Genomic DNA, 25,863 nt, shown 5'->3' on the forward strand with positions numbered 1-25,863 from the left:
GGTTACATTCCGAACCCGGAAGCTAAGCCTCATAGCGCCGATGGTACTGCAGGGGGGACCCTGTGGGAGAGTAGGACGCCGCCGAACAATCTTTCGGAAGAAGCCCCCTGACGGGATGTCAGGGGGCTTCTTCGCGTTCCGCGCGCAATTCGATGCGCGACGCGCGGAAGGTCGTACGCTCGGCGGTATGGAGACATCTGAGAACACGTCAGGCGCTGCCCGGGTCGAGCGCGTCGAGGTGCTGACCGCGGGGCAGGCGGAGGCGGTGCGGGGGCTGCTCGCGGAGGTGGCGCGGGTGGACGGGCGCCAGGCGGTGTCGGAGGCCGGGCGGTTGCGGGTCCGGGCCGGGGAGTCGCGGGAGGGGGTGCGGCACCTGGTGCAGTCGGTCGGGTCGGCGGTGGTGGGGTACGGCCAGGTCGAGGGGGAGCGGCCGGGGACCGTGGAGTTGACCGTGGTGCCGGGGGAGCGGGGGCGCGGGCTGGGCGGTGCGCTGGTGCGGGAGGTGCTGGCGGGGGCCGAGGGGGCGTTGGACTTCTGGGCGCACGGCGGGCTGCCGGCGGCGCGGCACCTGGCGGAGGTGCACGGGGCGGAGCTGGTGCGGGAATTGCGGCAGATGCGGCGTACGGCCGAGGCACCGGAGGCGGTGGCGCTGCCGGCCGGCGTGGTCGTGCGGACCTTCGAGCCGGGGCGGGACGAGGAGGCGTGGTTGGCGTTGAACGCGCTGGCGTTCGCGCACCATCCGGAGCAGGGGTCGTGGACGTCGCGGGACCTGGCGGAGCGGATGGCGGAGCCGTGGTTCGACCCGAAGGGGTTCTTCCTGGCGGAGCGCGACGGTCGGCTGGTGGGGTACCACTGGACGAAGGTGCAGCCGGACGGGCTGGGCGAGGTGTACGTGGTGGGCGTCGACCCGGCGGAGCAGGGCGGCGGGCTGGGGAAGGCGCTGACCGCGGTCGGGCTGCGGTACCTGGTCCTGGAGCGCGGACTGGCGACGGTGATGCTGTACGTGGATGCTGACAATGCTGCGGCCGTCCGGGTGTACGAGCGGCTCGGGTTCTCGGTGCACGAGGTCGACCTGATGTACCGATGGGAGCCGATGGCGGGTCGGTGAGCTGGTCGGATGCCACCGGAGGGCGGCGTCCGGTAGCAGCCACAGGGGTGACCGACTCAGCTTTCCTCCTGGCCATGCGGTGTTTACCGTGGATTCAATTGACGCCGCGAAGATCACAGAATGTCGTCCGTATTGCCCCGTCCGCGTCACCGATCCACCCCCGGTCAGGCCGGTCCGATTCCGGCCGCGCCGGGTGGGTGGAGCTGGATGGACGAGGACGATTCGCATGTGGCGACGGCATGCCCTTCGCCCCGCCGGGACTCTGTCCTGCAGGAGGAGCTGGAACTGATGAGCATCCCCCGCCCCGTCTCCGACTCGGCCGCCAAGGCCGAGCAGAGCACCGAGCAGAAGCCGGCCACCCGGTCCGGTGTGAAGACCGAGCCGAAGTCCGCGGCGAAGGAGTCGAAGACGGCGGCCAAGCCGCGGGCCGCGGCGCGCAAGCCGCGTGCGGCCGAGCCGGTGGCCGATCCGGTCGCGGAGCCCGCCGTGGAGCCGGAGGCGGCGTTGGCGACCACCGCGCTGCCGGCGGCGGTGTCGGCGGCCTTCGCCGGGGCTCCGGACGGTCAGGCCGACGGGGAGGCCGAGCTGCCGCAGGGCCGGTTCCTGGACCGTGAGCGCAGCTGGCTGGCGTTCAACGAGCGGGTGCTGGAGCTGGCGGAGGACCCGAACATCCCGCTGCTGGAGCGGGCGAAGTTCCTGGCGATCTTCGCGTCCAACCTGGACGAGTTCTTCATGGTCCGGGTGGCGGGGCTGAAGCGCCGGATCGCCACGGGGGTGGCCCAGCGCAGTGCGTCCGGTCTGCAGCCGCGCGAGGTGCTGGACCTGATCTGGCGGCGTTCGCGGGAGCTGATGGCCCGTCACGCGGCGACCTTCCAGCAGGAGGTGCTGCCGGACCTGGCGTCCGAAGGCATCGAGCTGGTGCGCTGGGCGGAGCTGACGGAGACCGAGCAGGCGCGGCTGCACACGCTGTTCCGGCAGCACATCTTCCCGGTGCTGACGCCGCTGGCAGTCGACCCGGCGCACCCGTTCCCGTACATATCGGGACTGTCCCTGAACCTGGCGGTGGTGGTGCGCAACCCGGTGTCGGGGCACAAGCACTTCGCCCGGGTGAAGGTACCGCCGACGCTCGCCCGTTTCCTGGAGGCCTCGCCCCAGCGGTACGTACCGCTGGAGGACGTGATCGGGACGCACCTGGAGGAGCTGTTCCCGGGGATGGAGGTGCTCGCCCACCACGCGTTCCGGGTCACTCGCAACGAGGACCTGGAGGTGGAGGAGGACGACACCGAGAACATCCTGAAGGCGCTGGAGAAGGAGCTGATGCGGCGCCGCTTCGGGCCGCCGGTGCGGCTGGAGGTCGAGGAGTCGATCGACCCGTACATCCTGGACCTGCTGGTGCGGGAGCTGAACATCACCGAGGCGGAGGTCTTCCCGCTGCCCGGGCCGCTGGACCTGACCGGGCTGTTCGGGATCGCCGAGCTGGACCGGCCGGAGCTGAAGTACCCGAAGTTCGTGGCGGGCACCGCGCGCGGTCTGACCGACGTGGAGTCGGCCTCGCAGCCGGACATCTTCGCGGCGATGCGCGAGCGGGACGTGCTGCTGCACCACCCGTACGACTCGTTCTCCACCTCGGTGCAGGCGTTCCTGGAGCAGGCCGCCGGCGATCCGCACGTGCTGGCGATCAAGCAGACGCTGTACCGGACCTCCGGTGACTCGCCGATCGTGGACGCGCTGATCGACGCGGCCGAGTCCGGCAAGCAGGTGCTGGTGCTGGTGGAGATCAAGGCGCGCTTCGACGAGCAGGCCAACATCAAGTGGGCCCGCAAGCTCGAGGAGGCGGGCTGCCACGTGGTGTACGGCCTGATCGGGCTGAAGACGCACTGCAAGCTGTCTCTGGTGGTCCGTCAGGAGGGCGACACGCTGCGGCGGTACTCGCACGTGGGCACCGGCAACTACCACCCGAAGACGGCGCGGCTGTACGAGGACCTGGGTCTGCTGACCTCGGACCCGCAGGTCGGCGCGGACCTGTCGGACCTGTTCAACCGGCTGTCGGGGTACTCCCGGCGGGAGTCGTACCGGCGGCTGCTGACGGCGCCGCGCGGGCTGCGGGACGGGCTGGTGGCGCGGATCAACGGGGAGATCGCGCACCACCGGGCCGGGCGGCCGGCCTTCGTCAAGATCAAGGTGAACTCGATCGTCGACGAGGTGTTCATCGACGCGCTGTACCGGGCGTCGCAGGCGGGCGTGCCGGTGGACGTGTGGGTGCGCGGCATCTGCGCGATCCGGCCGGGCGTGCCGGGGTTGAGCGAGAACATCAGGGTGCGGTCGATCCTGGGCCGGTTCCTGGAGCACTCGCGGATCTTCATGTTCGGCAACGGCGGCGATCCGGAGGTGTGGATCGGCAGTGCCGACATGATGCACCGCAACCTGGACCGCCGGATCGAGGCGCTGGTCCGGGTCACCGACCCGGCGCAGCGGGCGTCGCTGAACAACCTGCTGGAGTTGGGCGTCTCGGCCGAGACGGACTCCTGGCACCTGGGTGCGGACGGTTCCTGGACCCGGCACTCGCAGGACGCCGAGGGCCGCCCGCTGCGGCACGTCCAGGACCTGCTGATCGACTCGCACCGCCGCAACCGCGGCTCGGCCGCCGCGCGCTGAGCGGCACCCGCCCGCGCCGGGGAGACCCCGGCGCGGGCGGCTTGCAGCCCTGGGGCAGGCCCAGGAACGAAATCGGGGAGAGCCACAGCCATGACCGATGCGCCGACGACGGCCCCGGTGGCGCGCGCAGCGTCCGCCGGGGAGGTCCTTGCCGGCTATCTGACCGCCCAGGCGGGCGCGTTCCTGCGCGCCCTGCCGCAGGCGGTCGGTGAGGCGGGCTCCAGACCGGGGGCGCTTCCGGCGTCGGCGGCGGCCGCGGACGACCTGCTGCGCTCGGTGCGCCGGGTCGGCGGGGCGCTGCACACCTTCGCGGCGGCCTTCGACCCGGTGTGGGCGCAGGAGTCGCGGGCCGAGCTGCGCTGGCTGTTGAACCTGCTGGCGTTGGAGCCGGGCTTCCAGCGCCGGTCGTCGCGGCTGCTGGGTGCGTTGGACTCGCTGGCGGACACCTCGCCGGAGGCCGCGGGGATGCTGGCCGGGCACGCGGGTGCGCCGAAGGCGCGGGCGTTGATGGAGCGCCAGTTGACGCTGGCGCGGACCCGGGCGCACACGTCGTCGCTGCAGGAGTTGCGTTCGGCGCGGCTGCACGCGCTGGCGGACCGGATGACGCTGCTGGCGGGCGACGTGCCGCTGGTGGAGCCGGTGGCCGGTGAGCCGGTGGCGGCGCTGCTGCCGCAGGCGGGTGCGGCGCTGGGTGCGCTGCTGTCGGCGGCGGAGCGGCTGCCGTGGCAGCGTTCGGCGGAGGCGTACGGCCGGGTGGGGCTGCACCGGCTGGGTGCGGACCCGGCGCAGCCGGGTTCGGTGCCGGCGGCGCGCGGGTCGGCTTCGGAGGCGGACACGGCGCTGGCGGCGGACGACGCGCCGTGGCTGCGGGCCCGGATACTCGTGAAGCGGGCCAGGTACGCGCTGGAGGTGTGCGGGGCGCCGGGTGGTGAGCTGTTGGAGCTGGACCGGGTGCTGGGCCGGCACCAGGAGGCGTCGGACGCGGCGGTGACGGTGGCGACGGCCGCGCGCACGCCGCGGATCACTCCGGCGACGGCGTACGTGCTCGGGGTGGTGCACGCGGATCAGCGGCTGGAGGTGGAGGCGGCCCGGTACGCTTTCGGGCGTCAGTGGCCGGGGGTGGCCCCCGGGCTGGTCGGCCTGGCGGCGGTGCCGTCGGTGCTGGACTGACTCCCTCGCCCCGGATGGACCCCCGCATGCCCGAACGCCTGACGCCGCCCGCCCGTGGATCCGCCCGGGACCGGTGGGATCCCGGGGCGCGGTCGGGGTCGACGGTGCTGGCGGCGGGCGCGGTGCTGTGGGTGCCCGGGCCGCTGCGCAAGGACGGCAAGGGGCGGAAGAAGCCGCGGATCGCGCTGGTGCACCGGCCCAAGTACGACGACTGGAGCCTGCCGAAGGGGAAGTTGGATCCGGGGGAGGGCTGGCGGGCGGCGGCGCTGCGCGAGGTGCGCGAGGAGACCGGGATGAGCTGCGTGCTCGGTCCTGAGCTGCCGACCCAGCACTACCTGGCGCAGGGCCGGCCGAAGGAGGTCCGGTACTGGGCGGCGGTGCCGACCGGCGGGGCGTTCCGGCCGAACCGGGAGGTGGACCGGTTGGAGTGGCTGCCGCCGCGCAAGGCGCGTGAGCGGCTGACCCACCCGCGGGACGAGGTGCTGATCGACGCCCTGCTGGCGGTCCTGCTGGGCTGAGTGATCTGCCCGCGTTCCGGCCGTGACGCAACCGTTACTACCGACCTCAGTTTCCTGACATCCGTCCGAGGTTCACTCCCCGTTCATTTGCGACCGGCTGACGCGTCACCTGCCCTGCTTAACTTCGGGACTACCGGAGGGCCGTAAGGGCCCCGGACCACAGCAAATCCGGATCAGGTCTGATCCGGCATTGCCTCAGAAAGGGACACCCTGTGAACCGCTCCAAGGCCCTCGCCATCGGTGCCGTGGCGCTCGCCTCCACCCTGTCGCTCGCCGCCTGTGGTACGGACGACAACTCCAACAAGAGCTCGGGCGGCGCCTCGGGTTCGGCCAGCGCCGCCGCCATCGCGTGTGCCGACAAGGGTGGCCAGCTGCTGGGCGCCGGTTCGACCGCCCAGGGCCCCGCGATCGACGTCTGGAAGGCCGCTTACAGCGCCGCCTGCTCCAGCGCGACCCTGACCTACAGCGGCGGCGGTTCGGGTGCCGGTGTCACCCAGTTCAACCAGGGCAAGGTCGCCTTCGCGGGCTCCGACGCCGCCCTGAAGCAGTCCGAGATCGACAGCTCGAAGCAGGTCTGCACCGGCGGTCAGGGCATCGACCTGCCGATGGTCGGCGGCCTGATCTCGATCGTCTTCAACGTCCAGGGTGTCGACAAGCTCGTCCTCGACGGCCCGACCCTGGCGAAGATCTTCGACTCGCAGATCACCAAGTGGAACGACCCGGCGATCGCCGCCCTCAACGCGGGTGTCAACCTCCCCGCCGCGGACATCCAGGCCATCCACCGCTCGGACGACTCGGGCACCACCGCCAACCTGACCGCGTACCTCGCGAAGGCCGGCGCCGGTGCCTGGAAGTACCCGGCCGCCAAGACCTGGGCGGGCCAGGGCGGCCAGTCCGCGAACGGCTCCGCCGGTGTCGCGGCCCAGGTCAAGCAGGTCCCGAACTCGATCTCCTACGTCGAGCTCTCCTTCGCCCAGACCAACAAGCTGACCAGCGCCGCCATCAACACCGGCGCCTCCAAGCCGGTCGAGGCGACCGCGGCCAACGCCGCCACCACCCTGGCCAACGCCAAGGTCGTCGGCACCGGTGCGGACCTGGCGCTGAGCATCGACTACGCGACCAAGGACGAGGGCGCCTACCCGCTCACCCTGGTCACCTACGAGATCGTCTGCGACAAGGGCAACAAGGCCGACAGCCTGCCGGTCCTGAAGTCCTTCCTGCAGTACACCGTGAGCGACGCCGGCCAGCAGGCCATCGGCGCCACCGGCTACGTCCCGCTGCCGAAGGACCTGGCCGCCAAGGTGAAGACCCAGGTCGACGCCCTCGCCTGAGGCTGAGTGACGACCGGCCGGGCGGCCCCCACTGGAGGGGGGAGGGGCCGCTCGGCCGGACCATTCGTCCGTCTTTCCGTACCACCCACCAAGAACGTCCGGGGCACCGCCGCCATGGTGCCGCCCTCCGCGGGGCTGCACCGCCAGACCGGAGTAAACGATCATGACTTCTGCCACCCCCGCCGAGGCGCGGGGACGGACCCGCCGACGCCGAGGCGACAGCCGCCGCGGCGACGCCGTGTTCTTCAACTTCTCCCGGGGCTCGGGCATCCTGCTGCTGGTCATCATGGCCGCCATCGCGGGCTTCCTGGCCTACCGCTCGGTCATCGCCATCAGCAAGGACGAGGCCAACTTCTTCACCACCTTCGAGTGGCTGCCGGACGCCACCAAGCCGGTCTTCGGCATCGCGGTGCTGACCTTCGGCACCCTGGTGAGCGCGTTCATCGCGATGGTCATCGCGGTCCCGATCGCGGTCGGCATCGCGCTGTTCATCTCGCACTACGCGCCGCGCCGGATCGCCCAGCCGTTCGCCTACCTGGTCGACCTGCTGGCCGCCGTCCCCTCGATCGTCTACGGCCTGTGGGGCGTCCTCTTCCTGGTCCCGCACATGAACGGCCTGGCCAGCTGGATGGACCAGTACCTCGGCTGGACGTACATCTTCAGCCAGAGCAGCTCCGGCGTGCCGCCGCGCACCCTGTTCACCGTCGGCATCCTGCTGGCGATCATGGTGCTGCCGATCATCACCGCGGTCTCCCGCGAGGTGTTCCGGCAGGTCCCGCGGATGCACGAGGAGGCGGCGCTCGCGCTCGGCGCGACCCGCTGGGAGATGATCCGCACCGCGGTGCTGCCGTTCGGCCGCCCGGGCATCATCTCGGCCTCGATGCTGGGCCTGGGCCGCGCCCTCGGTGAGACCATCGCGGTCGCCACCGTGCTGTCCACCAACAGCAAGCTGTCGCTGCACCTGCTGGACCCGGGCGGCGGTACCTTCGCCCAGAACATCGCCCTGAAGTTCAACGAGGCCCAGCCGCTCGGCCGGGACGCCCTGATGGCCTCCGGTCTCGTCCTGTTCGTGATCACCCTGCTGGTGAACGGCGCGGCCCGCATGATCATCGCCCGCCGCAAGGAGTACTCGGGGGCCGCCGCGTGAGCGCCATCTCCACCGTCACCGACGCCACGCCGCCGCAGCTCAGCCACCGGCTGACCGCGGCCCGGCTGCCGCGCTGGGCGCCGGCCGCCGTCGCGGCCGTCTCGATCGCCCTCGGCTGCGCCATCGGCGCGCTGGGCGGCCTGAAGAGCCACCTGCAGTGGGGCCTGATCTCCGCGCTGCTCTTCCTGCTGATCGGCTACCTGGCCTCCGCCCAGGTCGAGGGCCGCCGCCAGGCCAAGGACCGCTTCGCCACCTCGCTGGTGTGGGTCGCGTTCATCTGCGCGGTCGTCCCGCTGGTGTCGCTGACCCTCTACACGGTCCAGCAGGGCATCAAGGCGATCAACATCAACTTCCTGACCCACTCGATGAAGGGCGTGGTCGCCACCACCACTCCGGACGGTGGCATCTACCACGCGATCATCGGCACCATCGAGCAGGTGCTGCTGGCGACCCTGATCGCCGCGCCGATCGGCCTGCTCACCGCCGTCTACCTGGTGGAGTACGGCCGCGGCCGGCTCGCCAAGGCGGTCACCTTCTTCGTCGACGTCATGACGGGCATCCCGTCCGTCGTGGCCGGCCTCTTCGTCCTGTCGCTCTGGAACATCGCCCTCGGGTTCGAGTACTCCGGCTTCTCCGGCAGCCTCGCGCTGGCGATCCTGATGATGCCGGTCGTGGTCCGCTCCACCGAGGAGATGCTCAAGCTCGTCCCGAACGAGCTCCGCGAAGCCTCGTACGCGCTCGGTGTGCCGAGGTGGAAGACGATCCTGCGGATCGTGCTCCCCACGGCCGTGGGTGGTATCACCACCGGTGTGATGCTGGCGGTCGCCCGCATCACCGGTGAGACCGCTCCCGTGTTGATGCTGGTGTTCGGCGCCGACTTCATCAACTCCGACCCGTTCAACGGACCGCAGCAGTCCCTGCCGCTGTACATCTGGCAGCAGTACTCGATGGTCAACAACGACTACGGCTACACGCGTGCCTGGGGTGCCGCGCTGGTGCTGATCGCCTTCGTGATGGGGCTCAACCTCATCGCGCGGGGCATCGCCCGCTGGCGTTCGCCCAAGGCCGGGCACTGACACCGACTGACGTACGAGAAGACACGGAAGAAGAGAAAGATCATGGCCAAGCGCATCGACGTCAGCGGACTGTCGGCCTACTACGGCTCCACCAAGGCCATCGAGGACATCTCGATGACCGTCGAGCCCCGCTCGGTGACCGCCTTCATCGGCCCCTCCGGCTGCGGCAAGTCCACCTTCCTGCGCACCCTGAACCGGATGCACGAGGTGATCCCCGGCGCCCGGGTCGAGGGCAAGGTGATGCTGGACGACGAGAACCTGTACGGCAGCAACGTCGACCCGGTGGCGGTCCGCCGCTCCGTCGGCATGGTGTTCCAGCGCCCCAACCCCTTCCCCACCATGTCGATCTACGACAACGTGGTGGCCGGCCTGAAGCTGGCCGGCGTGAAGAAGAAGTCCGTGCTGGACGGCGTGGTGGAGCGCTCGCTCCGCGGTGCCAACCTGTGGAACGAGGTCAAGGACCGGCTGAACAAGCCCGGCGCCGGCCTCTCCGGCGGTCAGCAGCAGCGTCTGTGCATCGCCCGCGCCACCGCGGTCGAGCCCGAGGTGCTGCTGATGGACGAGCCCTGCTCGGCCCTCGACCCGATCTCCACCCTCGCCATCGAGGACCTGATCGGTGAGCTGAAGGCGCAGTACACCATCGTGATCGTCACCCACAACATGCAGCAGGCGGCCCGCGTCTCCGACCGCACCGCCTTCTTCAACCTGGCGGGCGTCGGCCAGCCGGGCAAGCTGATCGAGCTGGACGACACCCAGCGGATCTTCTCCAACCCGTCGGTCCAGGCCACCGAGGACTACATCTCCGGCCGCTTCGGCTGATCGGACCGCCACCCAGGATCTGCTTCGCGGTGCTGCATGGCGGTGCCGCCGCGGAGCAACAGAAGGGCCCGCCCCCGTGCTGTGGGGGCGGGCCCTTCGCCTTCCCGCGTCCTACCCGGTGATCCCACCGGGTGCACCACCCGCTCGTTCCATCCGGGCTGACGCCGGGTCAGAGGAAGATCAGGTGGACGATTCCGTACATCCCGGCGGCCACCAGGGCGGCGGCCGGCATGGTGATGAACCAGCCGAGCACGATGTTCTTCGCGACACCCCAGCGCACCGCGCGGATCCGCTTGGTGGCGCCCACGCCCATGATCGCCGAGGTGATCACGTGGGTGGTGGAGATCGGGGCGGCGTAGACGAACGAGGTGACGTACATGACCGTCGAGGCGGTGGCCTCGGCGGCGAAGCCCTGCGGCGGGTCCAGCTCGATGATCTTGCGCCCCAGGGTGCGCATGATCCGCCAGCCGCCCGCGTAGGTGCCCAGCGACAGCATGGTCGCGCAGGAGAGCTTCACCCAGATCGGGATGTCGTTGCCGGTCTGGTGGCCGGAGATCACCAGCGCCATGACCACGATGCCCATGGTCTTCTGGGCGTCCTGCAGACCGTGCGCCAGCGCCATCGCGGCGGCCGAAGCGGTCTGCGCCACCCGGAAGTTGCGCTTGGCCTTGTGCGGGTTGGTCCGCCGGAAGATCCACAGGATCGCCAGCATCACCAGGAAACCGCCGGCCAGGCCGACGATCGGCGAGACGAACATCGGGATGATGATCTTGTCGATCACGCCGTGCCAGATCACCCCGGTGCCGGCCGCCAGCGCCGCGCCGACCAGGCCGCCGAACAGCGCGTGCGAGGACGAGGAGGGCAGGCCGAAGTACCAGGTGACCAGGTTCCACGCGATCGCGCCGACCAGGCCGGCGAACAGGATCGCCATCCCCTGCGAGCCGGACGGGGTCTCGATGATGCCCTTGGAGACGGTCTTGGCCACCCCGCTGCCGAGGAACGCGCCCGCCAGGTTCATCACCGCGGCCATCGCCAGCGCCGCCCGCGGGGTGAGCGCCCGGGTGGAGACCGAGGTGGCGATGGCGTTCGCCGAGTCGTGGAAGCCGTTGGTGTAGGTGAAGAAGAAAGCCACGCCGATGACGACGATCAGTGCTGCCATGTCCACGGAGGTCAGGACTCCTTGACCGCGATGGTCTCCACCGTGTTGGCCACGTGCTCGAACGCGTCGGCGGCCTCCTCCAGGACGTCGACCACCTGCTTCAGCTTCAGCACCTCGATCGCGTCGTACTGGCCGGAGAACAGGTGCGCCAGCAGCTTGCGGTGGATCTGGTCCGCCTGGTTCTCCAGCCGGTTGATCTCGATCCAGTACTCGGTCAGGTTGGACATCGACCGCAGGTGCGGCATCGCCTCCGCGGTCAGCTCGGCGGCCCGCGCCAGTACCTCGATCTGCTGCTCGATCCCCTTCGGGAGGGTCTCGATGTCGTACAGCACGACCAGGTCGACGGCCTCCTCCATGAAGTCCATGATGTCGTCCAGCGAGGACGCCAGCGCGTAGATGTCCTCGCGGTCGAACGGCGTGATGAACGAGGAGTTCAGCTGGTGGAAGATCGCATGGGTGGTGTCGTCCCCGGCGTGCTCGGCGGCGCGCATGCGCTCGACGATCTCCGCGCGGGTGGACACGTCTGATCCCAGCAGCTCGAGCAGGAGCTTCGATCCCACGACCAGGTTCTCCGCGGCGGCGGCGAACATGTCGTAGAAACTCGTCTCCTTCGGGGTCAGGCTAAAACGCACGGAGCTCTCCGATGTGCGGGGGCTGGACTGAACGATGCTAGGCGCACGCTGTTCGGGAAGAGGAAACGGGGTCTTGACGCGCCCTAAGTGTCGCCCACCGTGGGCCCGTTTGCGCCTGCCCTGCACGGGGATCTGTGACCTGACGCCCGGACGGCGGAACACCGGACCCCGGCGGCGTGTTGGAGAATGGGCCCGAGAAGCGAGGCCTGGAGGGCGGACCGGATGACCACCATCGACACCCCGAGCAGCGAGACGGCTCCGGCGTGCCACGGGGCGCAGGAACCCCAGGGACCGCACGGCTACAGCGCGGAGAAGGAGGCGCACCTCAAGCGGCTGCGCCGGATCGAGGGCCAGATCCGCGGCCTGCAGCGGATGGTCGACGAGGACGTCTACTGCATCGACATCCTCACCCAGGTGTCCGCCTCGACCAAGGCGCTGCAGTCCTTCGCCCTGTCCCTGCTGGAGGAGCACCTGCGGCACTGCGTGGCCGCCGCGGCGGAACAGGGCGGCGACGAACTCGACGACAAGGTGGCCGAGGCGACCGCGGCGATCGCCCGCCTGCTGCGCACCTGACCGGCCGGGCCCCGCACCTGACGGTCGGGGCCGCGGGACTGACGGATGGTCAGTCCGGCTGCTCGGGGCCGTCCTCGGGGGGCTCCGCCGGGCGGTGCTCCAGCAGCACCTGGTCGATCTGCTCGGCGGCCAGCCGGTCCGCGTCGCTCGCCGAGGCGGCGATCATCAGCTCGCCGGCCAGGTCGATCTCGTCCAGCGCGGTGCGGTCGTGGCCGCCGGTCTGGCTCTCCCCGGACGACATCTGCCCTCCACCCCTTCCCGCGCCCCGTCCGTCGCCGGGACACCGGCCCGGCCCGTCCAGCCTAGGCAGCGGTGAGCCGCGCCACATGGCACGGACGGGTCATCTCTGCCGCCCGAAACGGGTGGGCCGGGCCGCCCGCGGTCACTTCGGCGGGGCGGCCGCCTTCATCGAGTAGATCTCGGAGGCGGCGGGCTCGGCGGCCTCCACCGGCTTGCCGAAGTCGTGGAGGGTGAGCGTGGAGACCACCTTGACCTGGTCCTTCGGCGCCTTGGAACCGGCAACCCCGGCGAAGCCGAAGGTCTCCACCACCTTGTGCATCCGGCCCTGGGCGTCCAGCCACACCTCGAACGGCACCTCCTTGACCGTGAAGGTCTGCGCGGCCATCCGCAGGCCGTCCGCGCCGCGGCCGCCGGTCGCGTCGGCGGCCGCGGCGAGGTCCAGGGTGCCCTTGTAGTGCTTGAGCTCCACGCCTTCGACGGTCTCGGCGCCCACCAGCTCGGCGTGCTGCGCGCCGCGCAGCGCGCCGGCCGCGGTGGCCGGGTCGGTGGCGCCGCTGCTGACCAGGTTGCCGTCGGGGAGCTGGCGGACGTCCAGCTTGACCCACTTGCCCTCGGGGATCTTCGCGCCGGAGTTCTGCAGGTAGACGGTGCCGGGCAGGACCACCTCGGTGATCTTGCCGGTGGTGGCGGCGCCGGGCGGGACGTCCACCTCCAGGCGGCCGAGCCGCTTCACGTAGTCGTAGCCGCCGCTGCCGTTGAACACGGCCTTCTTGTCGGCGGACTCGGTGACCAGCTCGGTGACCGCGTGCGCCGAGCCGGTCCGGCCGGTGATGTCGGCGGTGGAGCGGACCGCGGTGAGCGGGTCGGCCGACAACTGGTCGGCGGAGCTCCCGCCGCCCTGCTGGGAGCCGGCCGAACAGGCGGTCAGCACGGCGGCGAGCAACGCCGCGGCGGCGGCCTGGTTGAGCTTCGTCACTTCTCCACTACCCCCTCGGGCCCCGGTGACCCGGCAAGCAGCTGCCCCGGATGGGCAGAGCTCTTGTCCGGCAAACGAGTTGGGGCCGCGGAGGTTACGGCGCCCGGTGGCCGGACGTGTTCACCGTCCGTTCCGCCGGGCGGGTTACCGTGAAGGAGTGGCAGACCAGCGGCCGGAGGCGAGCGACGCGGCGGCGTCGGCTCACCGGGCTGAAGTGGTGGAGCGCGGATCGTTCAGCTTCGCCGAGTGCAGCTGCGGTTGGTTCGCGCCCGGCCGCCGCTCGCGGGACAAGTCGCGGCGGGACGCCGCCGAGCACCTGGCCGAGCATCGGCCGGGCTGACCCCTCCTCCGTCCGACGGGCCGTCAGGCGGCCAGGTCGGAGTCCCGGTTCGAGTCGCCGCGCCGGCGCAGCGGGCTGCCGGAGGACCGGGCGGTGCGCCGGGCGGCCCGGCCGACGGGGCGTCGGCCCTCGGCGGGGGCGGCGGCGACCAGCAGCGGGCGCAGCGCGGTGCGGCCGGCCGCGTGGCAGAGCGGGACCAGCACGGCCATCGCGATCGGGGCGAGCAGCAACACCACGGCGGTGGCCAGCGCGTAGCCGCCGAGCACGTCGGTCGGGTAGTGCACGCCGACGAACAGCCGGCAGAAGCCCTGCAGCACGGCGAGCGCGCCGGCCGCGACGCCGAGCCGGCGGTCGACCAGCAGCAGGGCGACGGCGACCGCCATCGACATCGCCGAGTGGTCGCTGACGAAGGACAGGGTGCCCTCCTTGCCGCCCACCAGGACGTCCAGCTCGGGGTGGTCGACGAACGGGCGGGGCCGCGAGACGATCGCGGAGACCGGGAGGTTGGCGAGTTCGGTGAGCGCGACGCCGAGCGGCGCCCAGAGCACCGCGGCGATCGCGGTGGGCGCGTCCGGCCGGCGGCGGGCGGTCAGCCAGGCGGCCAGCCAGAGCGCGGTCAGGCCGAGCAGGACGCCGTACTCGCCGGTCCAGGCGAGCAGCGAGTCCAGCCAGGGCGGCGCCTCGGCGGCGAGGCCGTTGACGGCCTTCAGCAGCCCGAAGTCGGGGTCGCTCGGGTCGGCGAGCAGCACGGGCACGCCGCACCTCCCTGTCGGTGTCCGCGAGTGTCCCGGTGAGTGTGCTTCCGGGTGCGGACGACCGGCAGCCAGCTCAGACAACTCCATCAGCGGCTTCGAGGTTTCCGATGAAACGCGCTGTTATGGAAACTTGACTGACCGTCCACCCCGCATGCACATGCCGAGCCGACGGTTCGTCAGGCCTTCGCCGGTGCTTGACTCGAGGTGATGGTGCCGTCGTTCAGGTTCCGGGTCGGCAGCGCGGCGGCGCCGTCCGGGGTGACCCGGGTCGCGCCGATGTAGTCCTTCTGGTCGATGGTGTCGTAGCGGACCTTGGCGCCGGTGTGCGGGGCGTCGATCATGTAGCCGCCGCCGACGTAGATGCCGACGTGGTGGATGGTGCGCGGGTCCTCCAGGTCGTTGGCGAAGAACACCAGGTCCCCGGGCCGGAGTTGGTCGCGGGCCGGGTGCTGGCCGGCGTACCACTGGTCGTTGGCCACCCGGGGCAGCTCGATGCCCACCGACTCGTACGCCGCCTGGGTCAGGCCGGAGCAGTCGAACCGCCCGCTCTCCCAGGCCTGCCCGGTGCCGCCCCACAGGTAGTCGGTGCCGAGCTTGCTCTGCGCGAAGTAGATCGCCCCCGCGGCCTGCTTGGACAGCGCCGGCTGCGCGCCCGCGCTCACCGGGGCGGTGAAGGACTTGGCCAGCGACTGGATGGAGCGCACGTACCCCTGGGTCTCGCGGTACGGGGGGACGCCGTTGTTGCTTATCACCGCGTACGGGCCGGCGTTGTAGGCGGCCAGCATGTTGGCCTGCCGGTCGCCCGGCACCTTGGCGACGTCCCGGGCCAGCGCGCAGTCGTAGGTCGCCGCGGAGGCGATCGCGTCGGAGGCGTTCCAGATGTCCTGCCGGCCGTCGCCGTCCCCGTCGGTGCCGTAGACGGCCCAGGTGCCCTCGAGGAACTGGGCCATCCCGTAGGCCTTCGCCGGGCTCTTCGCCGTCGGGTCGAATCCGCTCTCCTGGTACAGCTGCGCGGCGAGCATCGGCGGCGAGATCTCCGGGCAGAGTTTCCCCCACCGCTCGATCAGCGGCCGATAGGACGCGGGCACCGTTCCGCCGGACAGCGCGAGGTCGTTGGAGGCGCGTCCGGGAATCCCACTGGCCGCATACGTCCCGACCGTCACCACGCCGACGAAGCCGAGCGAGACGACCGTTGCCGCGGCGGCCGCGAGCCGAGCCTTGCGGAGTACCATCAGCACCATCCCGACGGGGCGTCAGCGGCCGTGTCCTGTTGCGTTATTGCCCGGTCCAATCATCACAGATACCAACGGACCGCAGTATCCTCGAACCACCGGACATCCTGGCTCAGATGACCGGGGCGCCACGAGCGATCCGCGAGAAACGGCCAAGTCGACGCCAGATCTGGCCAAGAATGGGACCTGCCCCTTCGCTCGACCGTGGTCCGGGGCCTTGAATTTTCCTGAGCGGGCGGTGAGATGGGATGAACCTGAGCGTGGACAGCAAGGTGATCGGGTACCTGGCGGAGGATCCGCCGAAGAAAGCCAACATCGACACCATCATCGGCGGCATCGCGCCGGACTGGGGCCCGTTCGCCTCGCTCGGCTCCTCGGCCCGCGTGATGGTCCAGGTCGTGATGGCCGTCGCCATCCTGGTCTGCCTCGCCCTCGCCATCTGGGGCGCCGCCAAGCAGCGGATCGGCGCCACCGCCATGCGTGACACCTTCAGCGCCGAACAGGGCAAGGGACTGATCATCGCCGGGCTGACCGGCGTGTTCATCATCGGTTCGCTCGGAACCCTGTTCACCATTGTCTACGGCATGGCGATCTGACGATCGGACAACTCCCGTAGCCTCCGCAGGCGTCCCGCCAGCCGCACGCCCGGACGCCTCCCACCACCACGCCGCCAGACCGTGAACCCTCCCCCCGGCCATCGGGCGGGGGGACCCCCTCGCCACCGCGCGCCCCGCGCGGTGGCGCCGCACCAGGAGGGCCGCCGTGCCGTTGTCCGACGACCAGCCGCACACCCGTACGCGGCTACCGGTCGCCGAACAGACCCCCGCCGCGGGCGGGCGGCAGGCCCGGCCCCTGCGGACCCTGCTCACCGTCATCGCCGTGGTCACCCTGCTGGTCGTCGCCATCGCCGTCGCCAACCGGAACAAGCCCGACCCGGTGCGGGGCGGCGGCGCCGCGTCCGGCGACCACGCCACCCCAAGCGCCCCCGCCGCCGACCGCACCGCCGCGAGCGGCCAGCAGCCCGTCACCACCACCGCGAACGGCATCGCCACCGGCTACCCCCACACCGACCAGGGGGCGCAGTCGGCCGCCGCCAACTACGCCGTCGCGCTCGGCTCCGCCGACATGTTCCGCACCGACACCCGCCACACCATCCTCACCACCCTCGCCGACCCCACCGCCCTCCCCACCCTCCAGTCCCGCCTGGACCAGGCGTTCTCGGCGGAGACGGTGGCCCGGTTCGGCCTGGACGCGCAGGGCCACCCCCCGAAGGGGCAGACCTTCGTCAGCCGGATCGTCCCGGTCGGCAGCCGGACCACCAACGGCGCCGACACCGCCACCAAGGTCGAGGTCTGGTGCACCGGGCTGTACGGGCTGGCCGGTGACGCCTCCACCAACCCGGTCACCCAGGACTGGTACACGCTCACCGTCACCATGCGCTGGACCGGCAGCGACTGGAAGCTCACCGACTACTCCCGCGCCGCGGGCCCCGCCCCCCTCCCGGGCGACCAGCAGGCGGCCACCGCGAAAGAGATCGCCGATGCCGTCCAGCAGTTCGGAGGGTTCCGCTATGCCCGCTGATGCGTCCAGACTCCGGTTCCTGCGCCGGGCCGGAGCGCTCGGCACCGCGCTGAGCGGTCTTCAACTCACCGCGCTGCTGGCCGCGCAGCGGGTCTTCGCCGCGCCGTCGCCGAGCCCGAGTCCCAGTCCGAGCGTCTCCAAGTGCGCGGGCCAGGACGCGACCGTCCTCGGCGCGGACAAGCTCTGCGCTCCCCCCGGTACCACCGTCATCCCCGGGGGGGATTCGGTGGGGTCGGTGGCGGATCCTTTGGGGTCGTTGGCCAAGGGGTGTGCGACGGCGGCGGCTTGGGTGGTGCGGAAGCTTTCGGGGGCGATCGACGGGACGACGCAGGTGGACTTCACCAATGCGGCGTTCCTGCAGCAGTACGCGGTGGTGTTCGCGGTGTCGACGGTGGTCACGTTGGTGCTGTGGCTGCTGGCGGTGACGAAGCGGGCGGTGCGAGGGGCGCCGTTGGGGCAGGCGTTCGGCGAGGCGGTCGGGTTCCTGTGGTTGACGGTGATCGCCTCGGCGTTCACGCCGTTGATCCTGTACACGGTGGTGAGCGTCACCGACGGGCTGACCGAGGCGATCTCGGTCGGGACGAAGTCGGACACCGGGACGTACCTGGGCGCGTTCGCGGACACCCTGGAGAAGGGGAGCCTGGGCGGCGGGCCGCTGATCCTGATCATCGTGTCGCTGGTGGCGGTGCTGGCCGCGGCGGTGCTGTGGATCGAGCTGGTGATCCGGGCGGCGATGCTGTACGTCGGGGCGCTGCTGGGGACGGCGGTGTACGCGGGGCTGGTGGACAAGCAGCTGTGGAAGCACGTGCGCCGGTGGGCGGCGATGATGCTGGCGGTGGACCTGGCGAAGCCGATCATCGTGATCATCCTGGGGCTGGCGAGCGCGGTGGCGACGGGGGCGGGGGCGGACGACGACTTCGCGCGGGTGCTGAGCGGGTTGGCGATCCTGTTCCTGTCGATCTTCGCGAGCGCGACGGTGTACCGGTTCGTGCCGGGCTTCGGGGACGAGCTGATGGCGATGCGGCGGGCCCGGTCGAGTGCGGTGCAGGCCGGCAGCGCGATGATCAACGGTCCGGCGAACTTCGTGAAGCAGGGCATCTCGACGCACGGCTCGCGCGGTGGCGCGCAGACCGCGAACGCCTCGCCGGGGGCGGGCGGCGGCGGGGTGGCGCCGGGGATCGCGGCCCACGCGGCGCGTCCGGCGAACTCCGGTCGGGCGGCGGGGCCGCCCGCGCAGGCTCCGGCCCAGGCTCCGGTCAACAACCCGAAGGGAGGGTGACGGGTAGATGAGCAGCGATCAGCTCGGCCAGTACGGTGCCCAGTACGCCCAGCCGTACGTCCATCAGCGCCGCAGTTACCTGATCGGCAAGGCGCGGCCGAACGCGCCGATCGGGCGCAACCGGGAGACCGGCGAGATCGTGCTGATCATCGCGGGTGCGGGCCTCGGCATGCTGTGGGGGCTGGCCCTGCCGATCCTGCCGCTGCGGATCGCCGGACTGGTGGGCTTCCCGCTGCTGGCGATCATGGCGGTGTACGTGCCGTACCGGCGGCGGACGTTCTACAAGTGGGTGGAGATCAACCGGACCTTCCGGCGGACGGTGCGCAGCGGCCGGGCGGTGTGGCGGCCGGACGTGCACGAGGCCGGGACCAGGCTGGACGGGCGCGAGGTGGAGGTCGGGCCGCCGCCGGGGGTGGGGCGGCTGCGCTGGCTGACCGCGCCGTTCGGGCCGGACGAGGTCGCGGTGCTGATGCACCTGGAGCGGCGTACGGTGACCGCGGCGATCGAGATCGAGGGCCCGGGCGTGGGCCTGCGCGACTCGGAGGACCAGGAGGCGCTGGTCGACCGGTTCGGCACGCTGCTGAAGCACGTCGCCAACGGGGACGGCTTCGTGACGCGGCTGCAGATCCTGGCCCGGACGCTGCCGGCCGACCCGGACGCGCACGCCAAGGACGTGGAGCGGCGCGGTGACCACCACGCGCCGCGCTGGCTGCAGGACAGCTACGACCAGTTGCAGTCGATGGTGTCGACCTCCTCGGAGCAGCACCGGGCGTACCTGGTGGCGTGCATGCACTACACCCGGGACCTGGCGTCCGAGGCGCACGCGATGGGGCGCACCGCGTACGGGTCGCGGGAGGCGCGGGCGGACCGGGACGACGTCGGTCTGGCCACCGTGATGGCCCGTGAGCTGACGGACATCTGCGCCCGGTTGGCGGAGGCGGACATCCGGGTGCGGCAGCCGCTGGGGCAGGCCAGGCTGGCGTCGCTGATCCACTCGATGTACGACCCGGACCACCCGATCGACCACCTCCAGGCGATGAGCCGGCGCAACGCCTGGCCGGCCGAACTGGACGCCACCCACCCGCAGTTCCTGCAGGCGAAGACCCGGGAGGCGGAGACCCGCGACCCGTGGTGCCACGCCACCGCGTGGATCAAGGAGTGGCCGCTGACCCCGGTCGGGGTGAACTTCCTGGCGCCGCTGCTGGTGCACACCCCGGACGTGATCCGGACGGTGGCGGTGACGATGGACCTGGAGCCGACCGACGTGGCGATCGAGCGGATGCTCACCGAGAAGACCAACGACGAGGCGGAGGCCAGCCGGGCGGCGAAGATGAACCGCACGGTGGACCCGCGCGACCTGGCGCACACCGGCCGGGTGGACCAGCGCGGCGACGACCTGGCGTCCGGCGCGGCCGGGGTGAACCTGGTCGGCTACCTGACGGTCTCCTCGCGCAATCCGGAGGCGCTGGCCCGGGACAAGCGGACCATCCGGGCGTCGGCGGGCAAGAGCTACCTGAAGCTGGAGTGGTGCGACCGCGAGCACCACCGGGCGTTCGCCAACACCCTGCCGTTCGCCACCGGCATCCGCCGCTGACGCCGCTGATCCCCGGAGGCCCGTCGATGCTCGGCAAGCTCACCGATTCCTTCACCAGCACCCTGTTCGGCCGGGTGGAGACCACCCGGTTGCCGGTGCGCACCTCCAGCGGGCAGGCGCAGGCGGTCTACCTGCCGACCGCGGCGCCGGGCCTGGGCGACTCCGGGGTGATCATCGGCCGCGAGGTGTACAGCGGCAAGGGCTACGTCTACGACCCGTTCCAGCTGTACGGCCAGCAGCTGCCGGCCCCGCACTGGTTGGTGCTGGGGGAGTCCGGCAACGGCAAGTCGGCGCTGGAGAAGACGTACGTGCTGCGGCAGTTGAGGTTCCGCGACCGGCAGGTCGTGGTGCTGGACGCGCAGGGCGAGGACGGCGTCGGCGAGTGGAACCTGATCGCGAACGCGCTGGGCATAAAGTCGATCCGGCTGGACCCGATGGCGGCCCGGGACGGCGGGGTGAAGCTCAACCCGCTGGACCCGGCGATCACCACCACCGGGCAGCTGTCGCTGCTGCGCACCATCATCGAGGTGGCGATGGGCCGCCCGCTGGAGGAGCGGGCCGGCTTCGCGCTGAAGGCCGCGCACGCGTACGTGCACGGCACGGTGAAGGACCGTCAGCCGGTGCTGAACGACATCATCGACACGCTGCGCAGCCCCGACCTGTCGGCGGTGGAGTCGCTGGGCGTGGAGGTCGGCGAGGTGCAGTCCTGGGGCCTGGACGTGGCGCTGGTGCTGGACCGGCTGGTCGACGGCGACCTGCGCGGGATGTTCGACGGCCCGACCACGGCCGGCATCGACCTGGACGCGCCGCTGATCGTCTTCGACCTCTCGCACATCGACCGCAACTCGATCGCGATGCCGATCCTGATGGCGATCGTCGGGGTGTGGCTGGAGCACACCTGGCTGCGGCCGGACCGGGTGAAGCGGATCTTCCTGGTCGAGGAGGCCTGGCACATCATCAACAGCCCGTTCGTGGCGCAGCTGTTCCAGCGGCTGCTGAAGTTCGGGCGCCGGCTGGGCCTGTCGTTCGTGGCGGTGGTGCACCACCTGTCGGACGTGGTGGACGGGGCGGCGGCGAAGGAGGCGTCGGCGATCCTGAAGATGGCCTCCACCCGCACCATCTACATGCAGAAGGCCGAGGAGGCGAGGTCCACCGGCCGGGTGCTGGGCCTGCCGCGCTGGGCGGTGGAGATCATCCCGACGCTGTCGCCGGGCATCGCGGTGTGGGACGTCAACGGCAACGTGCAGGTGGTCAAGCACATCATCACCGAGACCGAGCGCCCGCTGGTGTACACCGACCGCGCGATGACCGAGGACGCGGTCGCCGAGCGGGAGCGGGCCGACCAGCAACTGGCCGCCCAGCCGAGGATCTGACGGGCCGTCGGAGAGGCGTCCGTCAGCCGGTGGACGCCCGTCCTTTACCCCGGAGTTCCTGACAGCTACGCGCGTTGACCCTAAGCTGCCTCCAGACAACGCCAGGCCGCCTTCTGCCGCGGCCCCCGACGGTGCAGGGGACAGCCATGCCCATTTCCGGTTCCACCGGCCGCCGCAGGACCGCGCTCGCGGTCGCCGCTGCCGCCGCCCTGTTCGGCACGATGGCCCTCCCGGCCACCGCCGAGGCGCACGGCCACGGCCACGACAAGCCGGCCTACGAGGACCTCCAGCTCCTCGCCATCAACGACCTGCACGGCAACCTGGAGCCCCCGGCCGGCTCCTCCGGCAACATCAACGAGATCGACCCGGCCACCGGCAAGACCGTCGCCACCCCGGCCGGCGGCGTCGAGTACCTGGCCACCGCGCTGCGCCAGGCCCGCGAGGGCCACCGCAACAGCGTCACGGTGGCGGCCGGCGACATCATCGGCGCCAGCCCGCTGATCTCCGGCCTGTTCCACGACGAGCCGACCATCGAGGCGATGAACAAGATCGGCCTCGACGTCAGCTCGGTGGGCAACCACGAGTTCGACGAGGGCTCGGCCGAGCTGCTGCGCATGCAGAAGGGCGGCTGCCACCCGGTCGACGGCTGCTACGAGGAGGGCCGCGAGTTCGAGGGCGCCGACTTCCGCTACCTGTCGGCCAACGTGACCAGCGAGAAGACCGGCAAGCCGCTGCTCAAGCCGTACTGGGTGAAGAACGTCCACGGCGTGAAGGTCGGCTTCATCGGCGTGACCCTGGAGGGCACCCCGAACATCGTCACCGCCGAGGGCGTCAAGGGCCTCAAGTTCGCCAACGAGGTCGAGACGATCAACAAGTACACCGCCGAGCTGAAGCACCAGGGCGTCAACTCGGTGGTCGCGCTGATCCACGAGGGCGGCTACCCGGCCAGCAACGTCTACAACTACGACTGCGGCGCGGGCGGCTCCGGCATCTCCGGCCCGATCGTGGACATCGCCAAGCGGATCGACCCCGCGGTCGGCGCGATCGTCACCGGCCACACCCACAACGCCTACGCGTGCATGATCCCGGACCCGAACGGCGTCCCGCGCTCGGTCACCAGTGCCGCCTCCTTCGGCCGGCTCTACACCGAGATCGACCTCAAGCTGGACAAGCACAACGGCACCATCGTCCGCCCGTCGGTCACCGCCGCCAACCACGTGGTGCGCCGCACCGTGGACAAGGCCCCGGACATGACCCAGCTGATCGACCACTACCGCACGCTCTCCGCGCCGATCGCCAACCGCGCGGTCGGCTACATCTCCGCCGACATCAACGGCCGCGGCTCCACCGCGCTGGAGAAGCCGCTCGGCGACGTCATCGCCGACGCCCAGCTGGCCGGCCTGGCCCCGGCCGACAAGGGCGGCGCGCAGGTCGCCTTCATGAACCCCGGCGGCATCCGCTCCGACCTGGTCTTCAAGGCCAGCGGCAGTGAGGGCGACGGCGTGGTGACCTACGGCGAGGCGTTCACCGTCCAGCCGTTCACCAACATGATGCAGGTCAAGACGCTCACCGGCGCCCAGCTGGTGCAGCTGCTCCAGCAGCAGGTCAGCGGCCTCAACGACGCCGCCCCGAAGATCCTGCAGCCCTCCGCCAACCTGGCCTACACGCTCGACATGAGCAAGACCGGCGCGGCCCGCGTGGTCGTCGACTCGATCAAGCTGAACGGCGCCGCGATCGACCCGGCCGCCTCCTACCGGGTCGCCGCCAACGAGTTCCTGGCGGGCGGCGGCGACGGCTTCCCGGCCTTCGCCGCGGGCACGAACAAGCTGGTCGGCGCCTCCGACCTGGACCTGTTCACCGCCTACCTCGGCAGCCACAGCTCGGTCACCAGCCCGCTGACCGTCCCGGCCCAGACCCGGATCAAGGTCCTCGGCAACGGCACCGACGTCGACTGACGCACCGTCACCACCCGGAGGGCGGGGCGCCGCACGGCGCCCCGCCCTCCGGCGTCCCCGGCCTCACTTCACTGCACGGCGCCCGGCTGCCCCGGCAGCACCAGGACCGCCTGGGCGCCCGGGCCGCCGTCGGTGGCCGGGCCGAGCGAGACCTGGCCGCCGGAGTCCTGGACGGTCTGCGCCACGATCGACAACCCCAGCCCGGAGCCCGGCAGCTGACGGGACGACGGGGAGCGCCAGAACCGGTCGAAGACGTACGGCAGCTCCTCCGCCGGGATGCCCGGGCCGTGGTCCCGCACCGTCAGCCGGCCGTGCCGCAGCGACACCTCGATGGTGCCGGCCGGCGGCGAGTACTTCACCGCGTTGTCCAGCAGGTTGATCACCGCCCGCTCCAGCGCCGCCGGGTCGCCGTGCACGTACCAGGGACGCACGTCGGTGGCGAAGACCAGGCCCGGGCCGCGCAGCCGTCCGCGCTCCAGCGCCCGCTCCACCGTCTCGTGGAACGGCACCACGGTGCGCACCGCCTCCGGGTTCGGGGTGTCCGGCCGGGACAGCTGCAGCAGGTCGCCGATCAGCACCGTCAGCTCCTGCATCTGCGCCTTCATGTTGCCCAGCATCCGGGCCCTGGTCTCCGGCGGCAGCGCCCGGCCCTGCGCGTCGGAGCGGATCAGCAGGTCGACGTTGGTGCGCAGCGAGGTCAGCGGGGTGCGCAGCTCGTGCCCGGCGTCGGCGATCAGCCGGGTCTGCCGCTCGCGCGAGTTCGCCAGCGCGGTCGACATCGAGTTGAACGAGGTCGACAGCCGGGCGATCTCGTCGCTCCCGTGCACCGGGATCGTGGTGCCGACCTCCTCCGTCCGCGCGATGTGCTCCACCGCGTCGGTCAGCTGGTCGACCGGCTTGAGCGCCGACCGCGCCACCACCCGCCCGGCCACCCCCGCCCCGATCACCCCGAGCCCGGCGACACCGGCCATCAGCAGCGCGAGGCTGTTGAGCGAGTTCTGCATTCCGCCGGTGGGCAGCGCGGTGAGCAGCACGGCGGTCTGCTCGACGCCCTGCACCCGCACCGTGGTGTTGGTCTGGCGCACCAGGGCCGAGTCGCCGTTCAGGTAGCTGCCGTCGCGGTAGGCCACGTGCTTGCTGTCGGTGCTCGGCGGAAGGTCGCTCGCCACCACGTTGATGCCCCGGCTGGCGTCGCCGAGGAAGCAGACGGTGCCGTCGTTCAGCAGGATCTGGAAGTCGTACTTCTGTGGGCCGAAACGGTCGCCGAAGGCCCCGGCGGGCACGGTGGCCAGGGCCCCGGCGGTGGTGCTGCCGCAGTACAGTGCGGGGTTGCGGGCGGGCCCGAGCGGACCCGTCCTGGGCGCCTGGTCGAGGCTGTCGTGCACCTCCTGGTAGAGCTTCTCGCGTACCAGCAGCCAACTGGCGATCGACACCACCGCGATGGCGACGGCGACGGCGGCGGCGGTGAGCATGGCCAGCCGGCTGCGCAGCGATCGGCTGCGGAACCAGCCGGTGAGCCGGCGCAGGAGCTTCACGCCGCCGCGCCGGTCGCGGTGCGCAGCGCGTAGCCGACGCCGCGGACGGTCTGGATGATGCGGGGCATGCCGCCCTGCTCGGTCTTGCGGCGCAGGTACATCACGTAGACGTCGAGGGAGTTGGAGGACGGCTCGAAGTCGAAGCCCCAGACCGCCTTGAGGATCTGCTCGCGGGTCAGCACCTGGCGCGGGTGGGCGAGGAACATCTCCAGCAGCATGAACTCGGTGCGGGTGAGTTCGATCGGCTTGCCCGCCCGGGTGACCTCGCGGGTGGCGGTGTTCATCCGCAGGTCGGCGAAGGCCAGCACCTCGCCGCCGTCCTCGTCGGCGGCGGTGCGCGCGGCGGCCTCGGTGGCCAGCGCGTTGCGGCGCAGCAGGGCGCGGACCCGGGCGAGCAGCTCGTCGAGCTCGAAGGGCTTGGCGAGGTAGTCGTCGGCGCCGACGTCCAGGCCGGTGACCCGGTCGCCGACCGCGTCGCGGGCGGTGAGCATCAGCACCGGGACGGAGTCGCCGCGCGAGCGCATCCGGCGGACCGCGGTGAGGCCGTCCATCCGCGGCATCATGATGTCCAGCAGCACCAGGTCGGGGTGCTCGCGCTCGACCGCGGTGAGGGCCTCGAAGCCGTCGGTGGCGGTGGTGACCTGGTAGCCCTCGAAGGCGAGGCTGGATTCCAGAGCGTCGCGCAGTGCGGGCTCGTCGTCGACCACGAGGACGCGGGCGCCGGCGCCCTGGGCCTCGGCGGGAGTGCGGTCGTCGGCGGGGGGAGTCATCGGCGCGGGCCCTTTCTGAGTCCGGTGCGGTCGAGGCCATTCTCC

General features: G+C 71.4%; 24 protein-coding genes and 1 rRNA gene. 17 read left to right on the forward strand and 8 right to left on the reverse strand.

The annotated features are described in order from the left end of the window. The 9 genes from rrf to pstB form a co-directional block, all read left to right on the forward strand. A 5S ribosomal RNA gene (gene rrf, locus ACWD4U_RS07525) occupies positions 1-87 on the forward strand; the annotation flags it as partial. A 100-nt stretch (positions 88-187) separates the two neighbouring features. Next, positions 188-1,108: a mycothiol synthase gene (gene mshD, locus ACWD4U_RS07530; protein WP_363462250.1), complete on the forward strand. Its 921-nt coding sequence runs from the start codon at positions 188-190 to the stop codon at positions 1,106-1,108. Between the two features lie 288 nt (positions 1,109-1,396). Then, positions 1,397-3,763 (forward strand): RNA degradosome polyphosphate kinase, encoded by a 2,367-nt coding sequence (locus ACWD4U_RS07535; RefSeq protein ID WP_363462252.1) that lies wholly within the window; start codon positions 1,397-1,399, stop codon positions 3,761-3,763. Between the two features lie 90 nt (positions 3,764-3,853). Beyond that, complete coding sequence (locus tag ACWD4U_RS07540) at positions 3,854-4,933, forward strand: CHAD domain-containing protein (protein WP_363462316.1); 1,080 nt, start codon at positions 3,854-3,856, stop codon at positions 4,931-4,933. Between the two features lie 26 nt (positions 4,934-4,959). Beyond that, the gene (locus ACWD4U_RS07545) at positions 4,960-5,451 is read left to right on the forward strand and encodes an NUDIX hydrolase (protein WP_363460036.1); all 492 of its coding nucleotides are present in this window, start codon (positions 4,960-4,962) and stop codon (positions 5,449-5,451) included. A gap of 212 nt (positions 5,452-5,663) precedes the next feature. Next, positions 5,664-6,782 (forward strand): phosphate ABC transporter substrate-binding protein PstS, encoded by a 1,119-nt coding sequence (gene pstS, locus ACWD4U_RS07550; protein ID WP_363460037.1) that lies wholly within the window; start codon positions 5,664-5,666, stop codon positions 6,780-6,782. Positions 6,783-6,945: 163 nt separating this feature from the next. Continuing rightward, the gene (gene pstC, locus ACWD4U_RS07555) at positions 6,946-7,929 is read left to right on the forward strand and encodes a phosphate ABC transporter permease subunit PstC (RefSeq protein ID WP_363460038.1); all 984 of its coding nucleotides are present in this window, start codon (positions 6,946-6,948) and stop codon (positions 7,927-7,929) included. Then, positions 7,926-9,005: a phosphate ABC transporter permease PstA gene (pstA, locus tag ACWD4U_RS07560; protein WP_449787133.1), complete on the forward strand. Its 1,080-nt coding sequence runs from the start codon at positions 7,926-7,928 to the stop codon at positions 9,003-9,005. The genes pstC and pstA overlap by 4 nt, the downstream gene beginning before the upstream one ends. A 42-nt stretch (positions 9,006-9,047) precedes the next feature. Continuing rightward, positions 9,048-9,824, forward strand: coding sequence for a phosphate ABC transporter ATP-binding protein PstB (pstB, locus tag ACWD4U_RS07565; protein WP_363460039.1), 777 nt, complete (start codon positions 9,048-9,050; stop codon positions 9,822-9,824). A 169-nt stretch (positions 9,825-9,993) separates the two neighbouring features. Here the strand turns inward: pstB and ACWD4U_RS07570 are convergent, their stop codons facing one another. Together ACWD4U_RS07570 and ACWD4U_RS07575 are read right to left on the reverse strand one after the other, a co-directional pair. Beyond that, positions 9,994-10,989: an inorganic phosphate transporter gene (locus ACWD4U_RS07570; protein WP_363460040.1), complete on the reverse strand. Its 996-nt coding sequence runs from the start codon at positions 10,987-10,989 to the stop codon at positions 9,994-9,996. A gap of 5 nt (positions 10,990-10,994) precedes the next feature. After that, positions 10,995-11,615: a DUF47 domain-containing protein gene (locus ACWD4U_RS07575; RefSeq protein WP_363460041.1), complete on the reverse strand. Its 621-nt coding sequence runs from the start codon at positions 11,613-11,615 to the stop codon at positions 10,995-10,997. A gap of 222 nt (positions 11,616-11,837) precedes the next feature. Here ACWD4U_RS07575 and ACWD4U_RS07580 point away from each other — a divergent pair, with 222 nt between their 5' ends. Beyond that, positions 11,838-12,188: a metal-sensitive transcriptional regulator gene (locus ACWD4U_RS07580; protein WP_363460042.1), complete on the forward strand. Its 351-nt coding sequence runs from the start codon at positions 11,838-11,840 to the stop codon at positions 12,186-12,188. 49 nt (positions 12,189-12,237) lie between these two features. On the opposite strand, the gene ACWD4U_RS07585 is transcribed toward ACWD4U_RS07580, so the two are convergent. Together ACWD4U_RS07585 and ACWD4U_RS07590 are read right to left on the reverse strand one after the other, a co-directional pair. Beyond that, positions 12,238-12,429 carry a hypothetical protein gene (locus tag ACWD4U_RS07585; protein ID WP_363460043.1) on the reverse strand — a complete coding sequence of 64 codons (192 nt, stop codon included), beginning with the start codon at positions 12,427-12,429 and terminating at the stop codon, positions 12,238-12,240. A gap of 141 nt (positions 12,430-12,570) precedes the next feature. Beyond that, positions 12,571-13,404: a hypothetical protein gene (locus ACWD4U_RS07590; protein WP_363460044.1), complete on the reverse strand. Its 834-nt coding sequence runs from the start codon at positions 13,402-13,404 to the stop codon at positions 12,571-12,573. 157 nt (positions 13,405-13,561) lie between these two features. Between ACWD4U_RS07590 and ACWD4U_RS07595 the strand changes: the two genes are divergently transcribed. Next, positions 13,562-13,744 carry a hypothetical protein gene (locus ACWD4U_RS07595; RefSeq protein ID WP_363460096.1) on the forward strand — a complete coding sequence of 61 codons (183 nt, stop codon included), beginning with the start codon at positions 13,562-13,564 and terminating at the stop codon, positions 13,742-13,744. A gap of 23 nt (positions 13,745-13,767) precedes the next feature. Here ACWD4U_RS07595 and ACWD4U_RS07600 read toward each other — a convergent pair whose 3' ends face one another. Then, positions 13,768-14,499: a phosphatase PAP2 family protein gene (locus ACWD4U_RS07600; RefSeq protein ID WP_363460045.1), complete on the reverse strand. Its 732-nt coding sequence runs from the start codon at positions 14,497-14,499 to the stop codon at positions 13,768-13,770. A gap of 176 nt (positions 14,500-14,675) precedes the next feature. Beyond that, entirely contained in the window at positions 14,676-15,731 is a 1,056-nt protein-coding gene (locus ACWD4U_RS07605) for a bifunctional lytic transglycosylase/C40 family peptidase (protein ID WP_363460046.1), read from the reverse strand. A 248-nt stretch (positions 15,732-15,979) separates the two neighbouring features. Between ACWD4U_RS07605 and ACWD4U_RS07610 the strand changes: the two genes are divergently transcribed. From ACWD4U_RS07610 to ACWD4U_RS07635, 6 genes are all read left to right on the forward strand, one after another. Further along, on the forward strand, positions 15,980-16,327 hold the full coding sequence (locus ACWD4U_RS07610) for a hypothetical protein (RefSeq protein ID WP_363460047.1): 348 nt from the start codon (positions 15,980-15,982) through the stop codon (positions 16,325-16,327). Positions 16,328-16,493: 166 nt separating this feature from the next. Beyond that, positions 16,494-17,312: a hypothetical protein gene (locus ACWD4U_RS07615; protein ID WP_363460048.1), complete on the forward strand. Its 819-nt coding sequence runs from the start codon at positions 16,494-16,496 to the stop codon at positions 17,310-17,312. Then, complete coding sequence (locus tag ACWD4U_RS07620; protein ID WP_363460049.1) at positions 17,302-18,591, forward strand: hypothetical protein; 1,290 nt, start codon at positions 17,302-17,304, stop codon at positions 18,589-18,591. The genes ACWD4U_RS07615 and ACWD4U_RS07620 overlap by 11 nt, the downstream gene beginning before the upstream one ends. A gap of 7 nt (positions 18,592-18,598) precedes the next feature. After that, on the forward strand, positions 18,599-20,185 hold the full coding sequence (locus ACWD4U_RS07625; protein ID WP_363460050.1) for an SCO6880 family protein: 1,587 nt from the start codon (positions 18,599-18,601) through the stop codon (positions 20,183-20,185). A 26-nt stretch (positions 20,186-20,211) separates the two neighbouring features. Next, complete coding sequence (locus ACWD4U_RS07630; RefSeq protein ID WP_363460051.1) at positions 20,212-21,558, forward strand: ATP-binding protein; 1,347 nt, start codon at positions 20,212-20,214, stop codon at positions 21,556-21,558. A 146-nt stretch (positions 21,559-21,704) separates the two neighbouring features. Then, on the forward strand, positions 21,705-23,513 hold the full coding sequence (locus ACWD4U_RS07635) for a bifunctional metallophosphatase/5'-nucleotidase (protein ID WP_449787134.1): 1,809 nt from the start codon (positions 21,705-21,707) through the stop codon (positions 23,511-23,513). A 68-nt stretch (positions 23,514-23,581) separates the two neighbouring features. Here the strand turns inward: ACWD4U_RS07635 and ACWD4U_RS07640 are convergent, their stop codons facing one another. Both ACWD4U_RS07640 and ACWD4U_RS07645 read right to left on the reverse strand, forming a co-directional pair. Continuing rightward, positions 23,582-24,985 carry a sensor histidine kinase gene (locus ACWD4U_RS07640; protein WP_449787143.1) on the reverse strand — a complete coding sequence of 468 codons (1,404 nt, stop codon included), beginning with the start codon at positions 24,983-24,985 and terminating at the stop codon, positions 23,582-23,584. A gap of 59 nt (positions 24,986-25,044) precedes the next feature. Beyond that, complete coding sequence (locus ACWD4U_RS07645; protein ID WP_363460053.1) at positions 25,045-25,818, reverse strand: response regulator transcription factor; 774 nt, start codon at positions 25,816-25,818, stop codon at positions 25,045-25,047. Positions 25,819-25,863: the final 45 nt, after the last annotated feature.

The sequence above is a fragment of the Kitasatospora sp. NPDC002522 genome, from assembly GCF_053595195.1.